The sequence below is a fragment of the Salmonella sp. GDC200615 genome (assembly GCF_050574145.1).
Classification (GTDB): Bacteria; Pseudomonadota; Gammaproteobacteria; order Enterobacterales; family Enterobacteriaceae; genus Salmonella; species Salmonella enterica.
In genome coordinates this window covers 1,615,320-1,630,484 of sequence record NZ_CP192247.1, presented here as the reverse complement: position 1 = coordinate 1,630,484, position 15,165 = coordinate 1,615,320, and the positions used below count along the sequence as shown (strand labels likewise).

The following is a 15,165-nucleotide window of genomic DNA, read 5'->3' as shown; positions in this document are numbered from 1 at the left end:
AATTTATTCAAGCATTAAGGAAGATTATATGCCGCAACAAAATTATCTGGATGAACTCACGCCTGGTTTTACGCCATTACTGGCAATAAAAGAGGCTTCACGTTGTTTATTATGTCACGATGCGCCCTGTAGTCAGGATTGCCCGGCGCAAACCGATCCGGGGAAATTTATTCGTTCTATTTACTTTCGCAATTTTAAAGGCGCAGCGGAAACTATCCGGGAAAATAATGCGCTTGGTGCTGCCTGCGCCAGAGTCTGTCCGACGGAAAAATTATGCCAGCGCGGATGTACACGTTCCGGAATAGATAAACCTATTGATATTGCACGCCTGCAACGTTTTATTACCGATTTTGAACAGCAGACTGCCATGCAGATTTATCAGCCCGGGAGTAAAACACGCGGGAAAGTCGCGATTATTGGCGCGGGTCCGGCAGGTTTGCAGGCAAGCGTGACGCTCACACATTTAGGCTATGACGTCACCATTTACGAAAAACAGCCGCAGCCCGGCGGATGGCTGCGTCACGGCATCCCGGCATTTCGTCTGCCGCAAAGCGTACTCGATCAGGAAATTGCCCGCATTGTAGAAATGGGCGTCAATATTAAATGTAATTGTGACGTGGGCGGGTCGCTATCGCTTGCGCAACTCAAAGCCGAATATCGCGCCGTGCTGATGACCGTCGGGATGTCCTGTGGCTCTGATTTACCGTTATTTGAGCAAGCCAGTCACGTAGAGATTGCCGTTGATTTTTTACAGCGCGCCCGTCAGGCCGACGGCGATATTAGCGTTCCGCGTAGTGCATTAATTATTGGCGGCGGCGACGTAGCGATGGATGTCGCCAGTACGTTAAAAATTCTCGGCTGCCCTTCCGTCACCTGCGTGGCGCGGGAAGAATTAGCCCAATTTCCCGCCAGCGAAAAAGAATTTACCAGCACGCAGGCATTAGGCGTATCGATTATTGATGGCTTTACGCCTGTCGCCGTCAGCGGAAATAAAGTGACCTTCCACCATGTACGCCACTCAGGAGAACTGACGCTGGAAGCGGAAAATATTATTTTGGCCGTGGGGCAGCACGCGCGACTGGATACCTTTGCGGAGATAAAAGCGCAGCATAATATTATCGACACGCATAATTATCAAACCGACGACCCGGCGATCTTTGCCGCTGGCGATATTGTTAAAGGTGATAAGACCGTCGTTTATGCGGTAAAAACCGGAAAAGAAGCCGCTCAGGCTATTCATCATTATTTAGAGGAGGCCTGCTCATGTTAACAAAAGATTTGTCTGTTACCTTTTGCGGCGTTAAGTTTCCCAATCCGTTTTGTCTTTCTTCTTCTCCGGTAGGCAATTGTTATGAGATGTGCGCCAAAGCCTATGATACCGGCTGGGGCGGGATCGTTTTTAAAACCATTGGTTTTTTTATTGCCAACGAAGTCTCTCCACGTTTTGATCACCTGACGAAAGAAGATACCGGTTTTATTGGTTTCAAAAACATGGAGCAAATTGCTGAGCATCCGCTGGAAGAGAATCTGGCCGCCATTCGACGGCTAAAACAGGATTATCCGGATAAGGTGCTGATTGCTTCCATCATGGGGGAAAATGAGCAGCAGTGGCAGGAACTGGCGCGTCTGGTTGAAGAAGCCGGCGCGGATATGATTGAGTGTAACTTCTCTTGCCCGCAGATGACCTCGCACGCCATGGGAAGCGATGTAGGGCAAAGCCCGGAGCTGGTTGAAAAATACTGCCGCGCCGTAAAACGCGGTTCATCTTTGCCAATGCTGGCGAAAATGACGCCGAATATTGGCGATATGTGCGAAGTCGCGCTGGCCGCCAAACGCGGCGGAGCCGACGGTATCGCCACCATCAACACCGTGAAATCCATTACTAACATCGACCTGAACCGCAAAATCGGGATGCCGGTGGTTAACGGTAAATCCAGTATCTCCGGTTATTCAGGAAAAGCGGTGAAACCCATTGCGCTGCGTTTTATCCAGCAGTTGCGAATGCACCCTGAACTGCGCGATTTCCCGATTAGCGGTATCGGCGGCATTGAAACCTGGGAAGACGCTGCCGAATTTCTGCTGCTGGGCGCGGCGACCCTACAGGTGACGACAGGCATTATGCAATACGGTTACCGCATTGTAGAAGATATGGCGAGCGGCCTCAGCCACTATCTGGCCGATCAGGGATTTGCCTCATTACAGGAGATGATCGGGCTGGCGAATGGCAATATTATCCCGGCGGAAGACCTGGATCGCAGCTATATCGTCTATCCGCGGATTAATCAGGAGAAATGCGTCGGCTGCGGACGTTGCTATATCTCCTGCTATGACGGCGGTCATCAGGCGATGGAGTGGGATGAACACAGCCGCACGCCGCATTGCAATACGGAAAAATGCGTCGGTTGTCTGCTGTGCGGTCATGTCTGCCCGGTCGCCTGTATTGATTTAGGCGAGGTCAAATTTAAAAAAGGCGAAAAAGAACACGCGTTAACGCTGTAGCTCACGGTATGAAGCCCGGCGCGCAGTTTCGCTGCGCCGGGTTATCTGATAAGCAAAGTAATAGGTCTGGATAACTACTTCTTACGCGCGTATTTCAGCGAGTCCAGCGCCACGGCGAAAATGATAATGCCGCCTTTGATAATGTACTGCCAGTACGGGTTTACCCCTATATAGGTCAGGCCATAGTTGATGACGGTAAAGATAATGACGCCGGTCACCACACCGAAGACCGTCCCCACTCCGCCGCTAAACGATACGCCCCCGACCACGCACGCGGCAATCGCATCCAGTTCATACATAAAGCCGAGGTTGTTGGTGGCAGAACCAATACGCCCTGCTTCCAGTAAGCCGCCGAAGGCATAAAACACGCCGGAGAGCGCATAAATCATCAGCAGGTTCAGCGCCACGTTTACGCCAGAAACTTTCGCCGCCTCCGGGTTGCCGCCAATAGCAAAAATGTTTTTACCAAAACGGGTCTTATTCCACAGCACCCAGACAAACGCTACCGCAATCAGAGCGTAAAAGGTGATGTATGAGAGCCGGAAACTGCCCATCGCCACAAAGCCCTGCGCAAAGGTGGAAAAGCCGCTGTCAAAGCCGGAAATGGGCGAAGCGCCGACAAAGTCATAGTAAAGGGAGTTGATCCCATAAACGATAATCATCGTGCCAAGCGTGGTAATAAACGGCGTCACGTTCAGGTAAGCAATGATGATGCCGTTCACCAGGCCAATCACCGCGCCAATCGCGCAGACAATCAGGATGACCAGCGCAATCGGTATGGTCGCCATTTCCGGAAACACTTTGTTGGCGTTTTCCATTGATTGCAGTAATGTTGCCGCCAGCCCTACCTGACGCCCCGCCGACAGGTCTGTCCCCTGGGTGACGATGAGTCCCGCCACGCCCAGCGCGATAATAATACGTACCGAAGATTGCGTCAGAATATTACTTAAATTCAGCAAACTTAAAAAAGTCGGGTCCTGGAAAATAATAATCGCCAGCAACACTAAAAGAACGACGTAAATTCCGCCCTCTTTCAGCCAGGTCAAAAAGCTTTTCTTGTTTAACGCACTCATAAGGAGCCCCTGATCTTAAAGGTGCAAAGAAGCAAGACGCAAAATTTCGTTTTGCGTTGTTGTTTTAGTATCGACAATGCCGGAAACGAGACCGTTACTCATCACCAGGATACGATCGGTAATCCCTAACAGCTCCGGCATTTCAGAAGAGATAATGATGATCCCCTTGCCTTTTTTCGCCAGTTCCGCAATAAGCTGATAAATTTCAAACTTTGCGCCGACATCAATGCCGCGGGTCGGTTCGTCCAGCATTAATATTTCCGGCTGCGTTAATAGCCAGCGACCAATGATCACCTTTTGCTGATTGCCGCCGGAAAGCGAACCAATTTGCGTGCGATGCCCCGGCGTTTTTACCCGCATGGAATCAATGACCCATTGGGTGTCGCTTTTCATCCGGGAATTATCCAGTAACCCCACTTTATTTTTATAATTACGGATATTCGAAATTAATGAGTTAAATCCGATATCCAGATAGGCGTAAATTCCGGTGGAACGACGTTCTTCCGTCACCAGCGCAAAACCGTGGTTAATCGCTTCGTTCGCAGTGTGATTATTAATTTTCTTGCCATGTAAAGTGATTGTCCCGGACGACTTCTCACGAATGCCAAACAGCGTTTCGACGATATCGGTACGCTTTGCCCCAACCAGACCGGCAATGCCCAGAATTTCGCCCTTGTGCAAATCAAAGGAGACATCGCGAATGGAAGGCTGGCGCAGCGAGGTCAGGTGACGAACCTCCAGAATCACGTCGCCCGGCTTATTTTCTTTATCCGGAAAGCGCTGGTTCAGGGAACGCCCGACCATCATCGCAATGATCTTATCCATATCCAGCCCTTCCAGCGGCTGGGTGGCAATCCACTGACCGTCGCGCAAAATAGTAATTTCATCGCACAATTGAAAAATTTCTTCCATTTTATGCGAGATATAAACAATGCCGCAGCCGCGTTCTTTCAGCTTGCGAATAATGGTGAACAGATGATTAACCTCTTTCTCAGTTAACGATGAGGTCGGTTCATCCATAATAACGATCTTAGCGTTATAGGAAAACGCCTTCGCAATTTCGATCATCTGCATTTGCGAAACGGATAACGTTCCTACGCGCGCGCGCGGGTCAATATCGATATCCAGCTCATCAAATATCGCTTTGGTATCCTGGTACATTTTATCCTGGTCGACAAACATACCTTTGGTAGGATAACGCCCCAGCCACATGTTATCCATGACCGAACGTTGTAATACCAGGTTTAACTCCTGGTGTACCATCGAAATCCCATTCTCCAGCGCTTCTTTCGCCGAATGGAAGTCCACTTCTTTTCCCTGAAATACAATGCTGCCGGAGTCTTTTTGATAAATACCGAAAAGACATTTTAATAATGTTGATTTGCCTGCGCCGTTTTCGCCCATTAATGCATGAATAGAGTGCGGACGAACGTTTAAGTTGACATTATCAAGCGCTTTCACGCCGGGAAATGATTTGTTAATGCCACGCATTTCCAACAAATATTCACCCGACGACGGAGAGATCGTGCTGCCCATAATGATACCCTGTCGGCCTTTTTAATTATGACTATCCGCGCCGGATGGCAAAAGAAATACGTTATCCGGTCTGCGGCACGTCACCCTTCCACGGTTTCAGGGCGCAACAAAATTGCGCCCACAGACGGAAAAGTTATTTTTGGGTAAATTCGCTCAGATTGTCTTTGTCCACGCCGACATAAGGCACGCGCACGATTTTGTTCTCAATCTTCCAGTTGGTGCCGTCAGCCGCGCCCTTGCCTTCGGCGAGGTTTTTCGCCAGATCGAATGTCGCTTTCGCCTGATTGTTGGCGTCATTCAGTACCGTACCGGCCATCGCGCCCGATTTCACCAGCGCCAGAGCTTCCGGTAACGCATCGACGCCAAAGACCGGAATCGATGATTTATTATGCGCTTTCAGCGCCTCTACCGCGCCCATCGCCATCGCATCGTTATTCGCGATAACCACTTCAATCTTGTTAGCGTTCGGGCCAGATAGCCAGGCATCCATCTTATCTTTTGCCTGCGCGGTATCCCACATGGCGGTGTCTAACGCCAGTTGCTCGGTCTGAATACCTTTAGCATTTAACTCTTTCACCACATACGTCGTACGAGCTTCAGCATCCGGGTGCCCCGGCTCGCCTTTCAGCAGAACATACTGAATTTTACCGTCTTTATTCAGATCCCAACCCTGATTCGCCTGCCAGTGTTTGGCAATCAAGTCGCCCTGAATCACACCGGATTCTTTAGAGTCAGTCCCGACATAATACGCCTTGTCATAGCTGTCCAGCGCTTTGCGGGAAGGCTCTTTGTTAAAGAACACCACCGGCACATTTTGCCCGCGCGCTTTCTCAATCACCGTACCGGCGGCTGCCGGGTCGACCAGGTTAATCGCCAGAGCTTTAACCCCTTTCGCCAATAAAACGTCAATTTGATCATTCTGTTTAGATTGATCGTTTTGCGAGTCATTCATCAGTAGCTGAACATCCGGCGCGGATTTGCCATCTTTTTCAATAGCCTTACGCACCACGGACATAAAGTTATCGTCATATTTATAAATCGTCACGCCAATACGAGTATCAGCCGCCTGCGCGTGCGCGCCGAATAACAGACTTGCCATCACGGCAGAAAGGGTCAGTACCTTCTTATTCATGGTAGCTCCGGTTTTATTATGTAGGGTATAGCGTAAAAAAATGCCCGGCTGTTCAGCACGTTAACGCGTGTTACTGAACGCCGAAGCGTATTTAGAGCCTATCCCACCAGGCGTTATTGGCGCAGCCAGTTTGGACACGGACAGCGCGCAAAAACCGGAGCGTACACGTAGTACGTGAGGTTTGACTCGCTACGCTCGCCCTTCGGGCCGCCGCTAGCGGCGTTCAAAACGCTAACGCGTTTTGGCGAGCACTGCCCAGGTCCAAAATGGCAAGTAAAATAGCCCTAATGGGATAAGCTCTTATTCAACTCTTTATTTTTGTCCGGTAGTCGCGGGATATTGTGATAACGGTTTTTATAAGCGAAATACCCCAGCAAAACTGACAACTAACTGTTACACGTTAGTTACAGTGCGACAAACGTTGTCATCATAGCTATCACAATGTTAATAAACTGTGAATTTACTCACAGATTGAAAACGGTTACATGCGGTGCGTAATCAGTTAGTGATCAGTACCGCATTCTGTCGCCATGCCACCGAATGGCGCCGTACCAGGGTCGGCATGAAGCAGTGCGTCGCCGTGATATCCAGCGTGCCTGCAGCCCCCTGTAACGCCAGCTCGGTCGCGATTTTCGCCATAGAAGCAATAGGATAGCGCACGGTAGTCAACTGAGGATCGGTATAACGAGCAATAGGGATATCGTCGAAACCGATGACAGACAGATGCAAGGGAATGGCGATGCCGTTATCTTTTAACGCCGTCAGCGCACCCGCCGCCATGTTATCGTTATAGGCAAATACCGCCGTCAGTTGCAGATTGCGTCCCAGCAACTCAACCATTGCCGACTCGCCGCCCTGCATGTCCGGAGTGCCGGTGCCTATCCAGCTCTCCGACGCAGCAATCCCCTGCTCTTGCAGCGCGTGTAACCACCCTTCTCTGCGCATCGCGTCATCTTCAATACGGTGGCTGGAGGCCAGGTAGCCGATGCGTTGATGTCCATTATTCAGCAACATTCGGGTCGCCATTCTGGCGCCGCTCACATTGTCGAGACAAACACAACGATGCGCATAACCCGGCACGATACGGTTAATCAGCACCATACCGGGGATCTGATCCATAAAGTCGCTCAGCTCGCGATCGGTTAAGGCTTTTGAGTGAACAATCAATGCGTTACAACGCTGACGGATCAAGACTTCAATCGCATGGCGCTCTTTTTCCGCCTCATGATAACTGTTGCCAATGAGAACATATTTCTGGTGCTGCTGCGCGACCAGATCTACGGCTTTCACCAGAGCGCCGAAAAAGGCATCGGAAACATCCATGACCACGACGCCGATGGTATCGCTCACCTGGGTGGCCAGCGCTTGCGCATTCGCATTTGGCCGATATCCCAGCAGGGTGACGGCCTGCATAACGGCGTCACGGGTGTCGGGACTGACCAACGCGCTGTTATTCAGTACGCGGGAAACGGTCGCTACAGACACGCCAGCCTGGCGCGCTACATCACGAATGGTGATCATATTCACTGCCCTGTTTGAGTTCAAAAATGCTCACAAATGCCCCGTTAGCAGGCGGCTATTTTGTCAGCACCCTGCCCAGGGCTGCGTGAGAAACATCACAGGGATGGAAACGGTTACAGCCATTTTGTTAATGAATGTGATCCAGATCGTTATCTGAGCGATCCTGACGCGCGCAACGTGAGTTGACGCCATAACCACTCGACCGGTCCCTGTCGCCAGAAACGTAGCCAGATGACGGAAAAGAGAAGGTTTATTGCCCATACCGGAACGACAAAGAACAAGAGTTCCAGTCGATTGAATTTCATAAATAAGCCAAACTGATAAAACAGCGTGGTACAGATGATCGTCTGCAGCAGATAATTGGTCAGCGCCATTCGCCCTACGCAGGCAATGGCAAGCGTCAGTCTGCATCGGCTAAGCTGCGGCCAGAAGCCAAACATCAGCGCGGCATAGCCCAGCGTTTGCAACGGCGCGCTCAGTTCACGCGGCGCCTGCAATAAAAAGGCGCACCAGCGGTACGCCCAGTCCAGCCGCCATTGTAAAATGACCGCAGGCAGGTTGATCAGTAGCCCTAACGCCACCAGCAGAGCCCCGGTACGGCGATAGTGCCGCAGACTGTACTGACCTTTCAGCCAGCCGCTACGCATTAGCGCGGCGCCCAGCAGCATCATACCCGCCAGTTGCCAGCCATACTGCGCGCCGAGCGCCAGTAAACTATTCGACAGCATCTCTGCCCGGTTGCTGATAGCCTCCATGCCGCCGTTCAGCTTCCAGTATTTTTCATACAATATTGCCGACGCATCCGGCGTCCAGGCGCGGCTGGTTTCGCTACTCGATACCACGCCCAGCAGCAGTAGCACGCCAATCCCTACCAGATAAAGGAGTATGCCGGTATTGAACAGGCTTTTTACCGAAGGCGCATCGCGTATCAGTCGCCAGCAAATTAACCCGACCAGACCGTAGGCCAGCAGAATGTCGCCGTCCCAAAAGAATAACGCATGGATAAAACCTAACAGTACCAATAGCGTTAAGCGCGACTGAATCCACTGTTTACCACGCGGAAGCAGCATTTGTAGCCCCGCGCCAAACAACAACGCGAACAGCGTAAGAAACTTAGCCTGCGCCACAATACCGAGAATCGCCCAGGACCAGGCGTCTTCGGGAACGATCGCGCCGTACCAGGCGGGATTGAGATAAGCCGCCTTCGGCAATCCAAAGGCGCTAATGTTAAGAAGCAGGATACCGAGGATAGCGACGCCACGTACAAAATCCAGCGTGACATTACGCTCCATCGTCTCCGCCTTAATCATGGATGATGGCGAACGGCACGCAGAAACTCCTGGCGCGTATTCTGGCTGGACTTAAACAATCCACCCAGCGACGTCGTCGTCGTGGCGCTGGTTGCGTCACGAATACCGCGCGCTTTCACGCAGTAATGCACCGCATCAATCGATACCGCTACATTATTGGTGCCGAGCAAGGTTTGCAGCGCCGTCAGAATTTGTTGGGTCAAACGTTCCTGAACCTGTGGACGCTGGGCGAAGAATTGCACGATGCGGTTAATTTTCGACAGGCCGATCACGGAATCTTTGGGGATATACGCTACGGTCGCTTTGCCATCAATGGTCACGAAGTGATGTTCACAGGTGCTGGTCAGCGTGATATCGCGGACGGTGACCATTTCATCCACCTTCATTTTATTTTCAATGAGGGTAATTTTCGGGAAATTGGCATAGTCGAGGCCGGCGAAAATCTCGTCAACGTACATCTTAGCGATACGATGCGGCGTTTCCATCAGACTGTCATCGCTCAAATCGAGATTCAGCAACTGCATAATCTCAGTCATATGCCCTGCGATAAGGCTTTTTCGCGTTTCATTATCCAGTTCATCCATAGGCGGGCGCAGCGGCGTTTCCAGCCCCCGGGCAACCAGCGCGTCATGAACCAGGGCCGCTTCTTTACTGAGTGATGGCATTAATCGTGTTCTCCTGCAGGTGTGGCGCCTCTGCCCTGCATGGGGCAAAGTTTGTCAATATTGTGACAGTGTGATTATTGTGCGTGAGGTAGCGCACATAATCCAGTATTCACGCCCATAATTGTTGAAATTGTCGCTGCCTTTCATGACATCTGTTCCGGTGCGAAAATGATGGCAGGACAAAGGGCATATTTGTTAACGCAACGTTATTTAAATGATGAAGCATGTTTATGTATTACGGAAGTGAAAGTTACTCACAACGCGTTGAATAATCTGTATTATGAAGAATCTGCATACCTTATCAGGTTCACTATAAAAGGAGCCCCCGCATGGAAATGCTCGAAGAGCACCGATGTTTTGGCGGCTGGCAGCAGCGCTGGCGTCATCATGCCGCCACGCTAAACTGCGCCATGACATTCAGCATTTTTCTTCCGCCGACTCAGGATAATGAACCGCCTCCGGTACTGTACTGGTTGTCCGGGTTGACCTGCAATGATGAGAACTTTACCACCAAAGCAGGCGCGCAGCGTATCGCAGCAGAACTGGGCATTGTATTGGTGATGCCGGATACCAGTCCACGCGGTGAACAGGTCGCCGACGATAGCGGATACGATTTAGGCCACGGCGCCGGGTTTTATCTCAATGCCACACAGCCGCCCTGGGCCAGCCATTATCGCATGTACGATTACCTGCGCGATGAGCTTCCGGCGCTTATCCAGACACAGTTTAACGTCAGCGACCGTTGCGCCATCAGCGGGCACTCGATGGGCGGCCACGGCGCATTAATCATGGCGCTGAAAAATCCGGGCAAATACACCAGCGTCTCTGCTTTTGCGCCTATCGTCAACCCCAGCCGCGTGCCGTGGGGAATCAAAGCGCTTACCGCTTATCTCGGCGAAGATGAATCAGCCTGGACTGAGTGGGATAGCTGCGAATTAATGCTGGCCAGCGAGCCGCAGGACGCCATTCCTGTGCTCATCGATCAGGGCGACAGCGATCAATTCCTCGCCGATCAGCTTCAGCCCGCCGTACTGGCGGAAGCCGCGCGGCAAACCGCCTGGCCGATGACGCTACGAATCCAGCCTGGTTACGATCATAGCTATTATTTTATTGCGTCCTTCATCGAGGACCATCTGCGCTTTCATGCCAGGTATTTACGGGACGAGCGTGAGACGTCACCAACATAATGAATTTTCCAGCGCCGCGCTGTAGTTCACCTCCTCCGACTGCGGCGCGGAAGATTTATTATTTAAATCCGCGGCCTGCTGGCGTACCTGAAGGCGGCCGCTGCCCTCTCCGCCTTCATAACTTTCGTGAAAATTACGCAGCTCGGATTCAAACAGCACCGCATCAAGATTATGCAACTTATCCAGCGCCCGCAGGAGAGAAATTAGCGTATCAAGATTGAGCCCTCCCCCCTTCTCGATACGCTTGATGGTGGCGATGCCAACGTGCGCGCGATCGGCAAGCTGCTGCTGGGTCATCGAAAGAGACAGACGCGTCTCCTTTAAGCGGGCGCACAACGACAGGATAATCTCGTCGTTATTCATCGTATTGTATTTCACGCTGTTACCCTCTCTTGCGCGGCTGAATTTTCCCCAGCGAACCATGATACGTTTCACGGTATTTAGCGCTCATGTCTTTACCGGTCTCGTACATCGCAGCAATGATCTCATCGAGCGAAATACAGGGTTCGCTTACGCGACTCATCGCCATCGTCGCCGCGTTTATCGCTTTCACGGCAGAGATGGCATTTCTCTCTATGCAGGGAATTTGTACCTGCCCGCCCAGCGGATCGCAGGTCAATCCCAGATGATGTTCCATGGCAATTTCAGCGGCGCTCAGCGTTTGCTCCACGGATGCGCCCATCAGTTCAGCCAGGCCCGCCGCCGCCATTGAGCACGCCACGCCGATTTCCCCCTGACAGCCAACTTCAGATCCCAGAATAGAGGCGTTTTGTTTAAACAATATCTCGATAGCGGCGGCGGTCAGGAAGAAACGGGTCAGAGCACCGGGCTCCAGCGGCGTGACAAATTTATCATACCAGCAGAGCGCTGCCGGAATGATGCCGCACGCGCCATTAGTTGGCGCGGTAACAATCTGTCCGCCGCTGGCATTTTCTTCGCTTACCGCAATCGCGAAGGCATTGACCCAGTTCAGCGCGGTTAAAAAATCGCTGGCGGAGCGGTTAGCCTGTAACGTCTTATGTAACGCACAGGCGCGCCGCGGTACCTGATAGGGACCGGGTAATACCCCCTCAGTATGCAGGCCGCGATAAACCGCCTGCTGCATCACGTCCCATATTTGCGCCAGATAATTCTGCAACGTCTGTGGCGAGTGGCGGCACAGCTCATTTTTCATCATCAGCGCCGCCACGGACAGGCCATTACGTCGGCACAGCGCCAGCAACTGCGCGGCATGACTAAATTCAAAGGGCGACACTGTACGCAAAGGAAGCGATGGCGTCAGCGGCTCGCCATGTTTGCGAACCTGTCCGGCGCCGGTCGAAAACCAGGTCTCTTCATACACCGTGAAATAATCATCTCTGGCGCGAAACGTCATGGCATAAGGATGGCCTGGATGCGCCTGGTGATTGGCGATAATCTTGACTTTTATCGTGATTCCGCCCGCGTCGGAGAGCGGGAGTTCGATTTTGTTTTCATTTTCCGCACGCTTAATCACCGCCATATGCGAACGGAGATCGACATTCTCCGGCTGGCAACCCAGCAGCCCAAGATAAAGGGCGGTATCCACATTGTGGCACTTGCGGCTTAACGATAACGCGCCATACAGCTCGATTTCAATTTCCCGAATTAGCGGCAACGTCTCTTGTTCTCTGAGCAATGAAATAAAGTGACAGGCGGCGCGCATCGGCCCTACGGTACGTGAGCTGGATGGACCTATTACTATTTTGAATATATCAAGGCAACTCTCCATCGTTATATCAATCCTTTCAGTGTCATTCGCGTTCAGTAATAAATAACATCCTCGCACAGTTGGCATATCAAAAGTGATACCTTTTGTGTCTGAACTTTACCTGGTATCAAAAACAACGCTTTTTTAGCCCTTTTCTGGCTGTGATATCTGTGATAGCACGAGATTCCACGCCGCAAAAGAGCCATTATAATACCCGTAAATTAAGGGAGTTATCATATGAGCATTATTTATTTTATTACTACACAGGATATCGATACGTTTCAGAAAAAATTACAGGAAACGTTATTTAATGCCGTCACCATGCCGTTTCCGCTATTATTTGATAAACGTTATGCCGTGCTTATCAATACCGCTTATTTAAAGCTTACGCTGCCAGCGGAATGTCTGACGCCTGAATTTTATCGCTATTTACGCGAACTCTCATTGCAATGGCAGTTTGATTTTTTTATTAAGCCGCAGCCACTGCCTGCTAACGGTATTATCGCGTTTGATATGGACTCGGCATTTATTGCGGAAGAAGGCGTGGATGAAATTGCCCGCGAGCTTGGCATGTCGACGCAAATCACCGCCATTACCCAACAGGCGATGGAGGGCAAGCTTGATTTTAACGCCAGTTTTACCCGACGTATCGGAATGTTGAAAGGCACACCGAAAGCAGTGCTGAACGCCGTATGCGATCGCATGACCCTTTCGCCAGGCCTGTTAACTATTCTGCCAGTCATCAAGGCCAAAGGATTTAAAACCGCGATTATCTCCGGGGGACTGGATATATTCACCCAGCGTCTAAAAGCGCGGTATCAACTGGATTATGCCTTTTCGAATACGGTTGAAATACGCGATAACGTTCTGACGGATAACATTACCTTGCCGATTATGAATGCCGCAAACAAAAAACAGACTCTGGTTGACCTGGCTGCCCGGTTAAATATTGCCACGGAGAATATTATTGCCTGCGGTGATGGCGCCAACGATCTGCCGATGTTAGAACATGCTGGCACCGGTATTGCCTGGAAAGCGAAGCCGGTTGTACGGGAAAAAATCCACCATCAGATTAATTATCACGGTTTCGAATTGCTTCTTTTTCTTATTGAAGATGAATTATAACGCGACTCACCTCGCCGGAAGGGAATTTTAAAATGAGTATAAAAACATTTATTTTCAGCCAGCCCAATAAGCCGATTGTAAAAGAGAAAAAAGAGATAGACCAGACCTATAAAAAATTTCGTTTTGAGATTATCGCCTCGGTCTTTATCTCTTATGCCGTCTTTTATCTTACCCGTAAAAACTTCTCCGCCGCGATGCCGGCCATGCTGACGGAAACGTCGCTGACCGCAGAAGACTTCGCCATTATGTCTTCTATTTTTTACATTCTTTATGGCGCGATGAAGTTTGTCGGCGGGATGCTGGTCGATAAAATTAACCCGAAAGCCATGACCGGCCCGGTGCTGATTGGCGTGGGGATTGTAAATATTCTGTTCGGCTTTTCCGATAGTGTGGCGGCATTCTACGTACTGTACAGCCTCAACGCGATCTTACAGGGCACCAGCTTTCCGCCGATGGCGAAAATTATGGCCTCGTGGTTTTCGAAAAACGAACGGGGACGCTGGTGGGCTATCGTTGAAGCGGCGCACAATATCGGCGGCAGCCTCGCGCCGCTGCTGACCAGCTTTGCTATCGCCTTTAGCGGTAGCTGGAAAATGGGGTTTTATGTTCCCGGCGCCATTTCGCTGCTGATGGGGATAGTGGCGCTATTTACCATTAAAGATCGTCCCGGTACGTTAGGTTTGCCCAACGTGGGGCAGTGGCGTAACGACCCGACAGAACTGGCCCAAGTCAAGGCCAGCCCGGTCAACCTGAGCTTCTGGCAGATTTTTGTAAAATATATCCTGACCAATCCACTGGTATGGATCATTATTATCGGCGATATGTCAGTTTATATTGCGCGCACCATCCTTAACGACTGGCCGCAGATTTACTATTCGCAGGTTCACGGCTGGAGCCTGATAAAAGCGAACTCGATTATTTCCTGGTTTGAGGCGGGCGGACTGGCAGGTGGGTTGCTGGCAGGCTACTTGTCTGACTTTATGTTCAAAAGTAACCGCTGGATGACCGGATTAATCTTCGCGTTAGCGCTGTGCATATGCATCGTGCTGGTGCCGCTGGTTCAGGATACCTCTTACACCCTCACCGCGATTCTGTTCACCATCATGGGCTTCGCCTTATACGGACCGCATATGCTTTTTGCCGTCGGCTGTCTGGATGTGACCCATAAGGATGCGGCGGGATCGATTACCGGCTTTCGAGGATTGTTCAGCTATGTCGGCGCGGCAATGGCCGGTGTGCCGGTAATTATGGTGAAAAATAGCTGGGCGTGGTCGGGCGTTTATATCTATGCGGTGATCGCCATTCTGCTAACGACTCTGTCGCTGGAGCTGCTCTCCAGGCTGCATCGGTTATAACATTCTGGCGACAGCGGCAAAACGCGGCTGTCG

General features: G+C 51.1%; 13 protein-coding genes. 5 read left to right on the top strand and 8 right to left on the bottom strand.

Annotation, left to right across the window (positions count from 1 at the left end; all coding sequences use genetic code 11):
• Positions 1-28: 28 nt before the first annotated feature.
• Together ACQ29O_RS07550 and preA are read left to right on the top strand one after the other, a co-directional pair.
• A complete protein-coding gene (locus ACQ29O_RS07550; RefSeq protein ID WP_001136413.1) occupies positions 29-1,270 on the top strand; it encodes an NAD(P)-dependent oxidoreductase in 1,242 nt (413 codons plus the stop codon).
• The gene (preA, locus tag ACQ29O_RS07545; RefSeq protein WP_000956095.1) at positions 1,264-2,499 is read left to right on the top strand and encodes an NAD-dependent dihydropyrimidine dehydrogenase subunit PreA; all 1,236 of its coding nucleotides are present in this window, start codon (positions 1,264-1,266) and stop codon (positions 2,497-2,499) included. The genes ACQ29O_RS07550 and preA overlap by 7 nt, the downstream gene beginning before the upstream one ends.
• Before the next feature lie 74 nt (positions 2,500-2,573).
• Here the strand turns inward: preA and mglC are convergent, their stop codons facing one another.
• The 6 genes from mglC to folE form a co-directional block, all read right to left on the bottom strand.
• Positions 2,574-3,572, bottom strand: a complete 999-nt coding sequence (mglC, locus tag ACQ29O_RS07540) for a galactose/methyl galactoside ABC transporter permease MglC (RefSeq protein ID WP_254486126.1) — start codon at positions 3,570-3,572, stop codon at positions 2,574-2,576.
• A 15-nt stretch (positions 3,573-3,587) separates the two neighbouring features.
• On the bottom strand, positions 3,588-5,108 hold the full coding sequence (mglA, locus tag ACQ29O_RS07535) for a galactose/methyl galactoside ABC transporter ATP-binding protein MglA (RefSeq protein ID WP_000535913.1): 1,521 nt from the start codon (positions 5,106-5,108) through the stop codon (positions 3,588-3,590).
• A gap of 133 nt (positions 5,109-5,241) precedes the next feature.
• Positions 5,242-6,240: a galactose/glucose ABC transporter substrate-binding protein MglB gene (gene mglB / locus ACQ29O_RS07530; protein WP_001036949.1), complete on the bottom strand. Its 999-nt coding sequence runs from the start codon at positions 6,238-6,240 to the stop codon at positions 5,242-5,244.
• A gap of 498 nt (positions 6,241-6,738) precedes the next feature.
• On the bottom strand, positions 6,739-7,761 hold the full coding sequence (gene galS / locus ACQ29O_RS07525; RefSeq protein WP_000628631.1) for an HTH-type transcriptional regulator GalS: 1,023 nt from the start codon (positions 7,759-7,761) through the stop codon (positions 6,739-6,741).
• Positions 7,762-7,910: 149 nt separating this feature from the next.
• The gene (gene yeiB / locus ACQ29O_RS07520; protein WP_001674878.1) at positions 7,911-9,053 is read right to left on the bottom strand and encodes a DUF418 domain-containing protein YeiB; all 1,143 of its coding nucleotides are present in this window, start codon (positions 9,051-9,053) and stop codon (positions 7,911-7,913) included.
• Positions 9,054-9,067: 14 nt separating this feature from the next.
• A complete protein-coding gene (folE, locus tag ACQ29O_RS07515; RefSeq protein ID WP_001139611.1) occupies positions 9,068-9,736 on the bottom strand; it encodes a GTP cyclohydrolase I FolE in 669 nt (222 codons plus the stop codon).
• A 329-nt stretch (positions 9,737-10,065) separates the two neighbouring features.
• Between folE and fghA the strand changes: the two genes are divergently transcribed.
• The gene (fghA, locus tag ACQ29O_RS07510; RefSeq protein ID WP_000425484.1) at positions 10,066-10,923 is read left to right on the top strand and encodes an S-formylglutathione hydrolase; all 858 of its coding nucleotides are present in this window, start codon (positions 10,066-10,068) and stop codon (positions 10,921-10,923) included.
• Here the strand turns inward: fghA and ACQ29O_RS07505 are convergent.
• Together ACQ29O_RS07505 and ACQ29O_RS07500 are read right to left on the bottom strand one after the other, a co-directional pair.
• The gene (locus tag ACQ29O_RS07505) at positions 10,912-11,301 is read right to left on the bottom strand and encodes a helix-turn-helix domain-containing protein (protein ID WP_000876817.1); all 390 of its coding nucleotides are present in this window, start codon (positions 11,299-11,301) and stop codon (positions 10,912-10,914) included. The genes fghA and ACQ29O_RS07505 overlap by 12 nt on opposite strands.
• Positions 11,302-11,305: 4 nt before the next feature.
• Positions 11,306-12,673: an L-serine ammonia-lyase gene (locus ACQ29O_RS07500; RefSeq protein WP_020936897.1), complete on the bottom strand. Its 1,368-nt coding sequence runs from the start codon at positions 12,671-12,673 to the stop codon at positions 11,306-11,308.
• A gap of 216 nt (positions 12,674-12,889) precedes the next feature.
• Here ACQ29O_RS07500 and serB point away from each other — a divergent pair, with 216 nt between their 5' ends.
• Both serB and ACQ29O_RS07490 read left to right on the top strand, forming a co-directional pair.
• The gene (gene serB, locus ACQ29O_RS07495; RefSeq protein WP_000022918.1) at positions 12,890-13,777 is read left to right on the top strand and encodes a phosphoserine phosphatase SerB; all 888 of its coding nucleotides are present in this window, start codon (positions 12,890-12,892) and stop codon (positions 13,775-13,777) included.
• A 32-nt stretch (positions 13,778-13,809) separates the two neighbouring features.
• Complete coding sequence (locus ACQ29O_RS07490) at positions 13,810-15,132, top strand: MFS transporter (RefSeq protein WP_000023816.1); 1,323 nt, start codon at positions 13,810-13,812, stop codon at positions 15,130-15,132.
• Positions 15,133-15,165: the final 33 nt, after the last annotated feature.

Bases quoted from the DNA above. Each gene is read 5' to 3' on its own strand.
- ACQ29O_RS07500 (WP_020936897.1), bottom strand. From the start codon at position 12,673: ATGGAGAGTTGCCTTGATATATTCAAAATAGTAATAGGTCCATCCAGC.
- galS (WP_000628631.1), bottom strand. From the start codon at position 7,761: ATGATCACCATTCGTGATGTAGCGCGCCAGGCTGGCGTGTCTGTAGCG.
- ACQ29O_RS07550 (WP_001136413.1), top strand. From the start codon at position 29: ATGCCGCAACAAAATTATCTGGATGAACTCACGCCTGGTTTTACGCCA.
- mglC (WP_254486126.1), bottom strand. From the start codon at position 3,572: ATGAGTGCGTTAAACAAGAAAAGCTTTTTGACCTGGCTGAAAGAGGGC.
- serB (WP_000022918.1), top strand. From the start codon at position 12,890: ATGAGCATTATTTATTTTATTACTACACAGGATATCGATACGTTTCAG.
- fghA (WP_000425484.1), top strand. From the start codon at position 10,066: ATGGAAATGCTCGAAGAGCACCGATGTTTTGGCGGCTGGCAGCAGCGC.
- mglA (WP_000535913.1), bottom strand. From the start codon at position 5,108: ATGGGCAGCACGATCTCTCCGTCGTCGGGTGAATATTTGTTGGAAATG.
- mglB (WP_001036949.1), bottom strand. From the start codon at position 6,240: ATGAATAAGAAGGTACTGACCCTTTCTGCCGTGATGGCAAGTCTGTTA.
- yeiB (WP_001674878.1), bottom strand. From the start codon at position 9,053: ATGGAGCGTAATGTCACGCTGGATTTTGTACGTGGCGTCGCTATCCTC.
- preA (WP_000956095.1), top strand. From the start codon at position 1,264: ATGTTAACAAAAGATTTGTCTGTTACCTTTTGCGGCGTTAAGTTTCCC.
- ACQ29O_RS07490 (WP_000023816.1), top strand. From the start codon at position 13,810: ATGAGTATAAAAACATTTATTTTCAGCCAGCCCAATAAGCCGATTGTA.
- folE (WP_001139611.1), bottom strand. From the start codon at position 9,736: ATGCCATCACTCAGTAAAGAAGCGGCCCTGGTTCATGACGCGCTGGTT.